The organism is Sphingomonas sp. UBA978, from assembly GCF_002292295.1.
Taxonomy (GTDB): domain Bacteria; phylum Pseudomonadota; class Alphaproteobacteria; order Sphingomonadales; family Sphingomonadaceae; genus Sphingomonas.
In genome coordinates, this window is sequence record NZ_DBBS01000008.1 from 45,839 (window position 1) to 58,400 (window position 12,562).

The 12,562-nt window shown below is 68.7% G+C and carries 10 protein-coding genes; 7 read left to right on the forward strand and 3 right to left on the reverse strand.

Annotated features, from left to right (window positions below; translation table 11 throughout):
* Positions 1–2 precede the first annotated feature (2 nt).
* The gene (locus tag B2515_RS03870; protein WP_349676228.1) at positions 3–1,715 is read right to left on the reverse strand and encodes a histidine kinase dimerization/phospho-acceptor domain-containing protein; all 1,713 of its coding nucleotides are present in this window, start codon (positions 1,713–1,715) and stop codon (positions 3–5) included.
* A 196-nt stretch (positions 1,716–1,911) separates the two neighbouring features.
* On the opposite strand from B2515_RS03870, the gene B2515_RS03875 reads away from it, so the two are divergent.
* The gene (locus tag B2515_RS03875) at positions 1,912–2,379 is read left to right on the forward strand and encodes an Lrp/AsnC family transcriptional regulator (protein WP_293873910.1); all 468 of its coding nucleotides are present in this window, start codon (positions 1,912–1,914) and stop codon (positions 2,377–2,379) included.
* A gap of 64 nt (positions 2,380–2,443) precedes the next feature.
* On the opposite strand, the gene B2515_RS03880 is transcribed toward B2515_RS03875, so the two are convergent.
* Entirely contained in the window at positions 2,444–3,766 is a 1,323-nt protein-coding gene (locus tag B2515_RS03880; protein WP_293873913.1) for a hypothetical protein, read from the reverse strand.
* Positions 3,767–3,930: 164 nt separating this feature from the next.
* Between B2515_RS03880 and yaaA the strand changes: the two genes are divergently transcribed.
* The 6 genes from yaaA to B2515_RS03910 all read left to right on the forward strand — a co-directional run bounded on the left by yaaA (position 3,931) and on the right by B2515_RS03910 (position 9,755).
* Entirely contained in the window at positions 3,931–4,671 is a 741-nt protein-coding gene (gene yaaA / locus B2515_RS03885; RefSeq protein WP_293873916.1) for a peroxide stress protein YaaA, read from the forward strand.
* Positions 4,668–5,369 carry an SDR family NAD(P)-dependent oxidoreductase gene (locus B2515_RS03890; protein ID WP_293873974.1) on the forward strand — a complete coding sequence of 234 codons (702 nt, stop codon included), beginning with the start codon at positions 4,668–4,670 and terminating at the stop codon, positions 5,367–5,369. Before yaaA ends, B2515_RS03890 begins: the two co-directional genes overlap by 4 nt.
* 119 nt (positions 5,370–5,488) lie before the next feature.
* Positions 5,489–5,779, forward strand: a complete 291-nt coding sequence (locus B2515_RS03895; protein WP_293873919.1) for a hypothetical protein — start codon at positions 5,489–5,491, stop codon at positions 5,777–5,779.
* A gap of 125 nt (positions 5,780–5,904) precedes the next feature.
* Positions 5,905–8,727: a DNA gyrase subunit A gene (gene gyrA / locus B2515_RS03900; protein ID WP_293873921.1), complete on the forward strand. Its 2,823-nt coding sequence runs from the start codon at positions 5,905–5,907 to the stop codon at positions 8,725–8,727.
* Positions 8,724–9,077: a DUF952 domain-containing protein gene (locus tag B2515_RS03905; RefSeq protein WP_293873923.1), complete on the forward strand. Its 354-nt coding sequence runs from the start codon at positions 8,724–8,726 to the stop codon at positions 9,075–9,077. The genes gyrA and B2515_RS03905 overlap by 4 nt, the downstream gene beginning before the upstream one ends.
* 96 nt (positions 9,078–9,173) lie before the next feature.
* Positions 9,174–9,755, forward strand: a complete 582-nt coding sequence (locus tag B2515_RS03910; RefSeq protein WP_293873925.1) for a hypothetical protein — start codon at positions 9,174–9,176, stop codon at positions 9,753–9,755.
* Between the two features lie 122 nt (positions 9,756–9,877).
* Here the strand turns inward: B2515_RS03910 and alaS are convergent, their stop codons facing one another.
* On the reverse strand, positions 9,878–12,553 hold the full coding sequence (gene alaS / locus B2515_RS03915) for an alanine--tRNA ligase (protein ID WP_293873927.1): 2,676 nt from the start codon (positions 12,551–12,553) through the stop codon (positions 9,878–9,880).
* Positions 12,554–12,562: the final 9 nt, after the last annotated feature.

The window sequence follows — 12,562 nt, forward strand, 5'->3', positions numbered from 1 at the left end:
GATCAGTTGGTCGCCTGCCCCACCGCGTCATCTAGGGCGGCGGGCAGCCGCAGTGTCAAGAGATGCTCGCCGAAGATCAGCTCGCCGCCGAGTTCGCGCGCGAGGTTGCGCGCCAAGCGCAGCGCGAAGCCGGTGCCGAGCAGAGGCGCGCCGCCCCCCGCCTCGGCATGGTCGGGCGTGTCGCCGTCGATGCTGAGCAGCACGTCCTCGCCGCCCGTGCCGAGCGATTGCGGGCGCGCGAAGCAGAGCGCGACCTGACCGGCCGGCGCCGGCGCCTCGGCGATATCGATCCGTTCGTCCGCGACCGCCGCCGCGGTGAGTGCGGCGAGCAGGCGCGACAGCAGCCGTTCGACCGCGCGATCGTCGGCCAGCGCGGCGTGATCCCCCATCGGATGGATATCGAGCGCGGTGCCGCGCAGCGTCGCGAGCGGTTCCAGATCCTGCGCGATCCGCGCCAGCATCGGCTCGATCGCGACCGGGCCGGCACGCAGGTCTAGCGCCTTGCCCTCGATCCGCGCCGCGGTGTCGAGGTCCTCGATCGCGCCGAGCAGGCTAGCGGCCTGGTCGCGGATCGTCAGGGCATGCTGGCGATAGACGGGCGCGACTGGCCCGAGCAGCTGCGCCTCGATCAGCTCGGCGAAGCCGGCGATGGCGTTGGTCGGCGTGCGCAGCTCGTGGACGAGTTGACGCAAGGAATCCGACGCCGCCTTGCGGGGCGCGGGAGCGACGTCCTCGTCGCGACGCGGACGGCGCGCGATCGCCGCATAGCCGGTGAAGCGGCCGGTGGCGGCATCGAATTGCGGCGTGCCGGTGACCCGCCACGCACCCGCCGCGTCGGATCGCCCGCCGATATCGAGGCGGGCGCCCGCGAACCGCTGGCGCTGGCGCAGCGCACCGTTGATGACCGCGTCGATCCGCACGTCGCCCTGCGGCGCGCCATAAGCGAGCGATGCGCCGATCAGCGTGCCGCGCGACACGCCATCGACGGCGCAGATCACGCCATGGGCATCGGTATCGAACCGGAAGCTGGTCGCTGCGGCCTCCGGCCCGGGCAAATCGGCCGGGGCGTCGGGAACCCGCTGGCGCTGGAAGGCGTCGATCCGCGCGACGAGATCGGCGATCTGGAAGCCGCCGTCGGCGACCGGGCGCGGCTCCGGCGGCGCGGCAGCGGGAATGGCGGCGAGCGCGGGTGGCGGCGATGGTTCGGCGACGGGCGCTGGCATCGCTTCGGGCGCCGGCGCCGCTTCGGGAACCGGCGCCGCTTCGTCATTGGCGGCGACCGGCGGGTCGTAGGGCAGGATAAAATCGCTCGGCCCGAAGCTCTCCAGCCCGCGCGTCACCGTCGCGGGCAGGTCGCGGCGGTGGCGCAGCAGTGCGCGGCCATGCGGGTCGAGACGCGGCAACAGCGCCAGCCAGGCGTCGTCGTCCATCCGCGCGGTGCGCAGCACGGGTGCGGCGACGGCGATGACGTCCTCGGCGAAGAAGGCGATCAGCGGCGCGGGCGGGGTCGCGAAGGCCAGCGCGCGTGCACTCGCCGACCGCACCGCGACGGGCACGGCCTGACGCAACAGGCGCAGGCGGGCGAGCGAGGGTTCGTCGGCCGGGATGCGTCCGCGGCCCATCAGGTCGATCAACTGCCGCCACGCGGATTGCGCGCCGAAGCCACTTTCCATGTCGGCCGAAAGCACGGTTTTCAGGCTGTCGTCGAAACGCACGTCAACTCCCGCAGGGCCGCTTACCGGACGATAAGCGTCGCCCGTCCTTATCGACGGGGACTCACGGTGGAAACCGCTCATTTGTGCGCCCCGGTCGCCACGTCGCATAGTGGGACAATTGCGTTGCGCCGCAATTTTCTTATGATTAAGGGATTGCGCCGCCGTCGATCGGCCTGTTTCCGGAGTTTCTTACGCAATGTCCTTCGATCGGATCGATCGTCAGATCCTCGCCCACCTGCAGCAGGACGGGCGGATGACCAATGTCGAGCTGGCCGAACGCGTCGGGCTGACCGCCCCGCCCTGCCTGCGTCGCGTTCGCGCGCTCGAGGAGGCGGGGGTGATCCGCGGCTATCACGCCGATCTCGATCCCGCCAGCCTCGGTTTTCCGATCACGGTCTTCGCGATGGTGTCGCTGCGCAGCCAGGCCGAGCACGACCTCGCCGCGTTCGAGGCCCATGTCGCGGAAATCCCCGAGATCCGCGAATGCCACATGCTCAACGGCGAAATCGACTTCATCCTGAAGATCGTCGCCAGCGATCTCAAGAGCTTTCAGGAAATCCTGACGACCCATCTGACGCCGGCACCCAATGTCGCCAGCGTGAAGACCTCGCTGACCATCCGCACCGCCAAGTCGACGTCGGGCATCCCCGTCATCATCGACTGACCGCCGACGAGAAAGGGCGGCCCGTCTCCGGACCGCCCCCCCCCTTATCCGAGGCCGTACGCGGTTACGCTGCCGGTGCAGCCGCCGCAGCCGGTGACGAACCGACCTGCGTCCAGGTCGTCCACAGCGCTGCGATGCCCGCCCGCGGATTGCCGGTGACCGCACCGAACGCCGCCTGCGCACCGGCCTTGTCGCCCGACCGCGCCAGCGCGATGCCGAGGCGGGTGTTCACCTCGTTCGCGTCCACGCCACCCTTCCCGAGTGCCGCACGGTAAAGTTCGGCCGCCTTGGCGTAGTTGTTCTGACCGAGGTAAGCGTCACCCGTCGATGCGGCGATCTTGCCGTCCTTCGCCGCCAGCGCCTGCTTCTCGCTGGTGGCGAGCGAACCTTCCGCCTTGATCGCGGTGTTCGCGGCGGTCAGCAGCCCCTTGGAGAAGGTGCTCGACGCCGGAATCCGGCCCGCCGCCATGCCTTCCTTCAGCACCGCGGCCGCCTCATACGGGTTGCCGCGATCGTAGACGCTCTTCGCGTAATCCTCGTACATCGCCTGGTCCGGCATCGCACCCGCGGCGCGCATCAGGCGGTACAGGTCGACGTTCTGCGCCTTGTCGGGCGCGGCGAGGCTGTTCTGCGCAAAGGCATATTGCAGGATGACGTCGCGCCACACCTTGGCGTTCGGATAGGCCGCCACATATTTCTGCATCCAGGCGAGCGTTTCCGGCGCCATCTTCTTGCCGTTCGCGGTGGCGATGCCGAAGCGGTAATAGGCTTCCGGCACCGGCTGGCCCGCGGCCTTCTGCGCGGTGATGAACCGGTCGAGGTCGGCGAGGCCGCCCGCGGTATCACCCGCCTGCACCTTCACCTTGGCGAGCTGCAGGTCGAAATCCGGGCTGGAATAGCCGGCCTGCTTCGCCTGCGTGAAATATTGCGTCGCAACCGGATACTGGCCGCTGTTGTAGGCGAGCTGGCCGCGGCGGAACAGGTAGCGGCCACGATCGGCGGCCGGCGTCGACTTGGCGGTCAGCAGCGCATCGAGCGGCTTGGCGAGGACGGTTTCGTCCAGCGGCGCCTTGGGATTGGCGGCCTGGGCGATCGCCAGCTTCGTGTTCTCGAGGTCGTAGCGGAGCGCGGCGGCGATATACTTGTCGTCGTCGGTCGTCGCCGCGGCCTCGATCTGCGCGACGAGCGGCTCGGCGGTGGCGGGGGTGCGCGCCTTGATCGCCTCCTGCGCCTGGAAGGCGATCGCCTGCACCGGCTTGCTGAGCTTGAAGCCCGGTGCCGCCTGCTCTTCCTTCTTGTCCTTGGCCGCCGCGGGCGCGACGATCGCAAGGCCACTCACGCCGGTGGCCAGCACCGCGGCAAGCGCGAGCTTCGAAAGGGTCTTCATGCTAACTCTCTCTCCAACAAGTGGGGCATCGCTGCCGTAACGTTCACCGGCCTCTAACGGTCCGTCGCGGGCCGTTCAAGCAAAGCGATAGAGCGTTTTTCCATGGCCGGAGGCCGCTGAACGACGATTGAACGCGCCCGCCATGACCGCTACCGGCAGTGGCGATGATCGCGATTATCTCCCCCGCCAAGACGCTCGATTACGAGACGCCCCTGCCCGACCTGACGCCGACGACGCCGCGCTTTGCGGGCGAGGCGGACAGGCTCGCGGCGGCGGCATCGCATCTGACGCAGAAGAAGCTGTCCGAGCTGATGCACATTTCGCCCGCGCTGGCGAAGCTGAACGCCGACCGGTTCCGCGATTTCGCCGAGGCGCCCGAACGGCCGGCGCTGTTCGCTTTCGCCGGCGACGTCTATACCGGACTCGACGCCGGCACGCTGGAGCCGGAGGCGCTGCCGTTCGCGCAGGATCATCTGCGCATGCTGTCGGGCCTCTATGGCCTGCTGCGGCCGCTCGACCTGATGCGCCCCTATCGGCTGGAGATGGGGACGCGCTGGGGCCCGCGGGTCAAGAAGCTGACCGACTGGTGGGGCGACCGGATCGCCGGGGCGCTGGCCGAGGACGTCGCGGCGGAGGGATCGGGCATGGTGCTGAACCTCGCCAGTCAGGAATATTGGGCGGCGGTCGACGGCCGGCTGCCCGCCGGCGTCCGCGTCGTCGCGGTCGACTTCCGTGACGGCGATCGCTTCGTCAGCTTCCATGCCAAGAAGGCGCGCGGGCTGATGGCACGCTGGATGATCGAGCATCGCATCACCGATATCGACGCGATGAAGGGCTTCGACAGCGCAGGCTATGCCTATGACGCGGACGCCAGCACCGCCGACCAATGGCGGTTCGCGCGATGAGCGGCGGCGGCGCCAGCGCGGTGATCGTCGGCGCATCCGGCGGGATCGGTGCGGCGCTGTACGAGGCGATTGCGGACGAAGGCGCCTATGATGTCGTCCATGCGCTGTCGCGGTCGGGCGAGGCGCGGATCGACATCGAGGACGAGGCGAGCGTCGCCGCCGCGGCCGCCCGAATCGCCGCGGGTCCCGCGCCGTCGCTGGTGATCGTCGCCACCGGCCTGCTCCACGACGGCGACCGAGCGCCCGAAAAGAGCTATCGCGAACTGGACGCTGCATGGCTGGCGAAGACGCTGGCGGTCAATGCGATCGGCCCGGCGCTGGTCGCCAGGCACCTGCTGCCGCTGATGCCCCGGCAGGGCCGCACGGTGTTCGCCGTGCTGTCGGCGCGGATCGGCAGCATCTCCGACAACCGGCTGGGCGGCTGGTACGGCTATCGCATGGCCAAGGCGGCGCTCAACCAGCTGGTACGGACGCTCAGCATCGAGGAGAAACGGCGCAACGATCGCGCGATCGTCGTCGGGCTGCACCCGGGCACCGTCGACACCGCGCTGTCGCGGCCGTTCCAGGGCAATGTCCGCCCCGGCACCCTGTTCGCGCCCGATCGCGCGGCGTCACAGCTGCTCGACGTGATCGACGGGCTGAAGGTCACGGACAGCGGCCGGTTGTTCGATTTCGAGGGCAAGGAAGTCGCGCCCTGACGATCGCGCGAGACATGACGAAAACGTCATAATCCGGCCACTTCCCCGTCAGTTGCGTCGGCGCATCCCGTCCTCACGACGACGCGGCATCCGCTGCGTCCGCCGGTGGAGATGATGCCATGACCAAGTCCCTGCCCTTCGCCCTGCTCGCCGCCGCCTCGCTCTGCTGCGGCTCCGCCGCATTCGCCACCGGCGGCCAGAACGCGGCAGTGAAGACGACCGCGACCAGCCGCACCACCACGACCACCAGGCCCGTGATCGGCAAGCCGATGGTCGCGACCCGGACGACGACGAAAGCGACCACCGCGGCCAAGGGCCGGATGGTGACGGTCAAGACCAGCACCGGAAAAACCGTGACCTACGATTGCGGCAAGGCGGGCAACGCCAGCAAGGCCGCCTGCAAGAAGTGAGCCCTTCCCGCGCTTTGTGAGCCCCCACGCGCACGTACGCGCAGGTGCGTACGTGCGCGTGACTTTCGCGTCCCGGCGGCTTACAGGATCGGCACACATCTGTAACAATCCGAAAGCGTATTGCCTTGGCCGACGAGACCACACTCGCCGAACCCCCCTCCCATCACGATGGTATTTCGACGATCTCCATCGTCGATGAGATGAAGACGAGCTATCTCGACTATGCGATGAGCGTCATCGTCGCGCGCGCGCTGCCCGACGTGCGCGACGGCCTGAAGCCGGTGCACCGCCGCATCCTGTTCTCGGCGCAGGAAAACGGCTTCCTGTTCAACCGGCCGTACCGCAAGTCCGCGCGCATCGTCGGTGACGTGATCGGTAAATATCACCCGCACGGCGACCAGTCGATCTACGACGCTTTGGCGCGGATGACGCAGGACTGGGCGATGCGGCTGCCGCTGATCGACGGTCAGGGCAACTTCGGCTCGATGGACCCCGATCCGCCCGCCGCGATGCGCTATACCGAGGCGCGTCTGGCGCGGTCCGCCAGTTACCTGATGGACGATCTCGACAAGGATACCGTCGATTTCCAGCCGAACTACGACGCCAGCGAGCGCGAGCCGCAGGTGTTGCCGGCCCGCTTCCCCAACCTGCTCGTCAACGGCGCGGGCGGTATCGCCGTCGGCATGGCGACCAATATCCCGCCGCACAATCTCGGCGAGGTCATCGACGCCTGCCTGGCCTATATCGACAATGGCGCGATCACGATCGACGAGCTGATCGATATCGTGCCCGGGCCGGACTTCCCGACCGGCGCGATCATCCTCGGCAAGGCGGGCGCGCGCTCGGCCTACCATACCGGCCGCGGCTCGATCATCGTGCGCTCGCGCCACATCGTCGAGGAAAGCCGTGGCGACCGGCGCTCGATCGTACTCACCGCCATCCCCTTCCAGCAGGGCAAGAACGCGCTGGTCGAAAAGATCGCCGAGGCCGCGAAGGACAAACGGATCGAGGGCGTCAGCGACATTCGCGACGAATCGAACCGCGAGGGCGTCCGCATCGTCATCGACCTGAAGCGCGACGCGACGCCCGAGGTGGTGCTCAACCAATTGTGGCGGCACACGCCGGCGCAGGGCTCGTTCCCCGCCAACATGCTCGCGATCCGTGGTGGCCGGCCGGAAACGCTGAACCTCAAGGACATCATCCAGGCGTTCGTCCAGTTCCGCGAACAGGTCATCACCCGCCGGTCGAAGTTCGAGCTGAACAAGGCGCGCGACCGCGCGCACATCTTGCTCGGCCTGGTGATCGCGGTCACCAATCTCGACGAGGTGGTGCGGATCATCCGCGGCTCGGGCAGCCCGGCCGAAGCCCGCGCCGCGCTGCTGGCGCGCGAATGGCCGATCGCGGAGATCGCGCCCTATCTCAGCCTGGTCGAGGCGGTCGAGGGCACGCAGGCGGGCGACGGCTACACGCTGTCGGACACGCAGGTCCGCGCGATCCTCGACCTGCGCCTGCATCGCCTCACCGCGCTGGGGCGCGACGAGATCGGTGAGGAACTCAAGGGGCTGGCCGATTCGATCGCCGCGCTGCTCGAGATCCTCGGCAATCGCGTCCGCCTCTATGAGGTGATGCGCGAGGAACTGGTCGACGTCCGCTCGATCTTCGCGACGCCGCGCCGCACGGAGATCGCCGCGGCGGCCGACGGCATCGACGACGAAGATCTGATCGAGCGCGAGGAGATGGTCGTCACCGTCACCGTGCAGGGCTATATCAAGCGCACCCCGCTCGACGCCTTCCGCGCGCAGAAGCGCGGCGGCAAGGGACGCGCCGGCATGGCGACGAAGGAAGAGGATGCGATCACCTCGCTCTTCGTGACCTCGACGCACACGCCGGTGCTGTTCTTCAGCAACCACGGCAAGGTCTATCGCAAGAAGGTCTGGCGCCTGCCCGAGGGCGGACCGGCGACGCGCGGCCGGCCGATGATAAACCTGCTGCCGCTGGCCGAGGGCGAGACGATCTCCACCGTCCTGCCCCTGCCCGAGGACGAGACGCGCTGGGGCGACCTGCACGTCATGTTCGCGACCGCCAACGGTACGGTGCGGCGCAACGCGATGGACGCCTTCGCCAACATCCCGACCAACGGCAAGCTGGCGATGCGCTTCGACGAGGGCAGCGACGACAAGCTGATCGGCGTCGCGGTGCTGACCGAAACCGACGACGTGCTGCTGGCGACCCGCAACGGCAAGGCGATCCGCTTCGCCGCGACCGACGTGCGCGAATTCCAGAGCCGCACCTCGACCGGCGTGCGCGGCGTCAGCCTGATCGGCGACGACGAGGTCATCAGCCTGTCGATCCTGCGCGGCTTCGCGGCGACCACCGAGGAGCGCGAGCAATATCTGAAGGCCGCGGCGTGGAAGGAGGGCGAGCGCGAAGCCGCGCTGCCAGCCGAACGCATGGCGGAGTTCGAGGCGGCGGAGGAATTCATCCTCACCGTCACCCAGAACGGCTTCGGCAAGCGGACGTCGGCCTATGAATATCGCCGCACCAACCGCGGCGGCCAGGGCATCACCAACATCGTCTCGGCCGGGCGCAACGGCCCGGTCGTCGCGAGCTTCCCCGCGCATTCGGGCGAGCAGCTGATGCTGGTCACCGATCAGGCCAAGCTGATCCGCATGTCGGTCGGCGACGTCCGCGTCACCGGCCGCAACACGCAGGGCGTAACGCTGTTCAGCGTGGCGAAGGACGAGCATGTCGTCTCCGCCGCCCGGATCGACGAGGAGGAAGACCCGGAGAACGAGGCCGAGGCGATCGTCGCCGAGGAACTGGCCGGAGAACTGGGCGACACCCCTGCCGCGCCGACCGGGGATGCGCTGATCGTCGACGACGGCACCGGACCGCAGACGATGGACGAAGCGGTCGACGAGACGGACGACGGGGAGGACGAGGCGTGAGCGACCTCCCCACCACCGCCTACAAGGTGCTGACCGCCGAGCAGATGGCGACGCTGGAACGTGAAGGCAGCTTCGCGGGCGCGCCGGTCGATCTGGCGGACGGCTACATCCACATGTCGACCGCGGCGCAGCTGACCGAGACGGTCGACAAGCATTTCGCCGGCCAGAGCGATCTGCACGTCGCCGCGGTCGATCTGGGCAGCTTTGGCGGATCGCTGAAATGGGAGGAATCGCGCGGCGGCCAGCTGTTCCCACATCTCTACGAGCCGCTGCTGCTCGAAACGGTGATCGCCTACTCGCCGTTGAGACGAGACGCGGACGGGACGGTCCGTTTGCCCGTAACCGGCTGATCCCGTTAGGAACTCCGCTCGCCGATCAGGGCGGGCGGAACCGCATCGGACATACCATCGTTTCCCTGTCACAACGACAGAAGATGGAGAATCCCCATGCGTACCCTGGCCCTGACGATCGGCAGCCTGATGATGGTGCCCGCCGCGGCTCTGGCACAGCAAGCCACGCCGGCCCCGGGCGCCGCAGCGCCCGCCGCCTCTGCCGCCACCGCCCCGACGGTCGGCGCGACGATCTATGACAGCGCCGGCGTGTCGCTCGGCACCGTCGCCAGCATCACGCCCCAGGCCGTGATCCTCAACACCGGCACCGCGCAGGTCCCGGTTCCCCCCGCCTCGATCGGCAAGACCGAAAAGGGCTTCGCCATGGCGATGACCAAGGCCGATCTCGATGCGGCGGTCGCCAGTTCGCAGGCACAGGCGCAGGCCGCGGTGAAGGCGAAGCTCGTCCCCGGCACGGCGGTATCCGGCCTGCAGGGCGCGCCGCTCGGCACGATCAAGGCGGCGGACGCGCAGTTCGTGACGCTCACCACGACCAAGGGCGACGTCAAGCTGCCGATCGCGGGCTTCTCGGCCGATGCCAGCGGCAAGGTGATCGTCGGCATTACCGCCGACCAGCTGGCCGCCGCCACCGCCGGGGCGAGCGCGAACGCCACCACGAGCAGCGCCGCACCGAAGTAAGCAATTCGTTGCGACTAACCGATACGGGGAGGGTCAGCGCCCTCCCCGTTTTCGTATCGATCGCGATCGTCCCGCCCTGAACACGGGATCGACACCCGTCCGGCGCGAACCGCGCGCCGGCCTCACGCCGCCAGCGGTTGCTCCGCCAGCGCCGCGCGGATCGCGTCGACCGCATCGGCCGCCTTCGACCCGTCCGGTCCGCCACCCTGCGCCATGTCGGGCCGGCCACCGCCGCCCTGCCCGCCGAGCACCGCCACCGCCTTGCGGAGCAGATCGACCGCGTTGAAACGCCCGGTCAGGTCGTCGCTCACCCCGACCGCGATCGAGGCGCGCCCGTCGTTGACCGCGACCATCACCGCGATGCCCGATCCGTCCAGCCGCTGTCTGGCGTCGTCGACCGCGCCGCGCAGGCCCTTGGCCTCGAAGCCGTCGAGCACCTGCCCGATGAACGCGACGCCGCCGATATCCTCCGGCCCTGCCGCCGCGCCGCCACTGCCGCCGCCCATCGCCAGCGCCTTCTTCGCCTCGGCGAGTTCGCGCTCCAGCCGGCGCCGCTCGTCGAGCAGCGCGACGACGCGTGCCGGCACCTCGTCGGGCGTGGTCTTCAGCGCGGTCGCCGCCTCGCGCAGGCGTTCGTCGCGCGCGGTCAGATAGGCGCGCGCCGCCTCGCCGGTCAGCGCCTCGACGCGGCGGACGCCGGACGACACCGCGCCCTCGCCCACCACCTTGAACAGGCCGATATCGCCGAGCGCGTTGACATGGGTGCCGCCGCACAGCTCGACCGAATAGGTCTTGCCCCCCTCACCACCAACAGCGTCCTCGCTGCCCATCGACACGACGCGCACCTCGTCGCCGTATTTCTCGCCGAACAGCGCCATCGCCCCCTCGGCGATCGCCTCGTCAGGGGTCATCAGCCGCGTGGTGACGCTGCCGTTGCCGCGGATCTGCGCGTTCACCGCCGCTTCCGCATCGGCAAGTTCCGCCGGCGTCATCGCGACCGGATGCGACACGTCGAAGCGCAGGCGCTCGGGCGCGACGAGCGAGCCCTTCTGCGCGACATGCGTGCCGAGCCGCTGGCGCAACGCCTCGTGCAGCAGATGCGTCGCCGAATGGTTGGCGCGGATCTGCGCGCGGCGCGCCACGTCGATCTGCAGCCGCACGGCGTCGCCGACCTTGAGCTCGCCCGCCGTGATGCTGGCGTGATGGACGAAGATGCGGCCGAGTTGCTTCGACGTCTCGCCGACCACCGCACGCAGGCCCGCCTCGGTCGAAATGGTGCCGGCATCGCCGACCTGTCCGCCGCTTTCGCCGTAGAAGGGCGTCTGGTTGACGATGATCGCGACGCTGTCGCCGGCACCCGCCCGTTCGACGCGCACGCCGTCCTTGACCAGCGCCACCACCTCGCCCTCGCCGACATCGGCGCTATAACCGATGAATTCGGTCGAGCCGGTGTCCTCGGCGATGTCGAACCACAGATCGTCCGACGCCTTCGCGCCCGAGCCCTTCCAGGCGGCACGGGCGGCGCGCTTCTGCTCGGCCATCGCCACATCGAAACCGGCGCGATCCACGGATAGGCCGCGCTCGCGCAGCGCGTCCTCGGTCAGGTCATAGGGGAAGCCGAACGTATCGTAGAGCCGGAACGCGGTTTCGCCGGCGAGCGTATCGCCGGTCTGCATCCCCGCGGTCGCCTCGTCGAGCAGCTTCAGGCCCTTGTCCAGCGTCTTGCGGAACTGCGTCTCTTCCTGCCGCAGCGTCGCTTCGATCAGCGGCTGCGCGCGGACGAGCTCGGGATAGGCGGCGCCCATCTCGGCGACCAGCGCCGGGACCAGCCGGTGCATCAACGGCTCCTTCGCGCCGAGCAGATGCGCGTGCCGCATCGCGCGCCGCATGATCCGGCGCAGCACATAGCCGCGTCCCTCGTTCGCCGGCAGCACGCCGTCCGCGACGAGGAAACCCGACGAGCGCAGATGATCGGCGATGACGCGATGCGACGCCTTGCGCGGCCCCTCCGCATCGGTACCCGTCAGCGAGGTCGAGGCGGCGATCAGCGCCTTGAACGTATCGGTGTCGTAATTGTCGGTGACGCCCTGCAGCACCGCCGCGATCCGCTCCAGCCCCATGCCGGTGTCGATCGACTTCTTGGGCAGCTCGCCGACGATCTCGTTGGCGTCCTGCTCATATTGCATGAACACGAGGTTCCAGATCTCGACGAAGCGGTCGCCATCCTCGTCGGGGCTGCCGGGAGGGCCACCGGGGATATGCGCGCCATGATCGTAGAAGATCTCCGAGCAAGGGCCGCACGGCCCGCTGTCGCCCATCGCCCAGAAATTGTCCTTGGTCGCGATGCGGATGATCCGCTCGTCGGGCAGGTATTTCGTCCAGAGCGCGTGCGCCTCGTCGTCGGTGTGATAGACGGTCGCAGTCAGCTTCTCGGCCGGAATGCCCCACACCCCGGTCAGCAGCGTCCAGGCATGATGGATCGCCTGTTCCTTGAAATAATCGCCAAACGAGAAATTGCCGAGCATTTCGAAAAACGTATGATGGCGCGCGGTATAGCCGACATTGTCGAGGTCGTTATGCTTGCCGCCGGCACGAACCGACTTCTGGCTGCTCGTCGCGGTGACATAGGGGCGCGATTCCAGCCCGGTGAAGACGTTCTTGAACGGCACCATCCCCGCATTGACGAACATCAGCGTCGGGTCGTTCTGCGGCACGAGCGGCGCGGACGGCACGATCGTGTGCCCCTGCGATGCGAAATAGTCGAGGAAGCCGCGGCGGATGTCGTTGGTCGAGGTCATAGCGGTAGC

Coding starts and splice junctions, on each gene's coding strand:
- alaS (WP_293873927.1), bottom strand. CDS start 12,553: ATGACCTCGACCAACGACATCCGCCGCGGCTTCCTCGACTATTTCGCA.
- B2515_RS03895 (WP_293873919.1), top strand. CDS start 5,489: ATGACCAAGTCCCTGCCCTTCGCCCTGCTCGCCGCCGCCTCGCTCTGC.
- yaaA (WP_293873916.1), top strand. CDS start 3,931: ATGATCGCGATTATCTCCCCCGCCAAGACGCTCGATTACGAGACGCCC.
- B2515_RS03890 (WP_293873974.1), top strand. CDS start 4,668: ATGAGCGGCGGCGGCGCCAGCGCGGTGATCGTCGGCGCATCCGGCGGG.
- B2515_RS03880 (WP_293873913.1), bottom strand. CDS start 3,766: ATGAAGACCCTTTCGAAGCTCGCGCTTGCCGCGGTGCTGGCCACCGGC.
- B2515_RS03875 (WP_293873910.1), top strand. CDS start 1,912: ATGTCCTTCGATCGGATCGATCGTCAGATCCTCGCCCACCTGCAGCAG.
- B2515_RS03910 (WP_293873925.1), top strand. CDS start 9,174: ATGCGTACCCTGGCCCTGACGATCGGCAGCCTGATGATGGTGCCCGCC.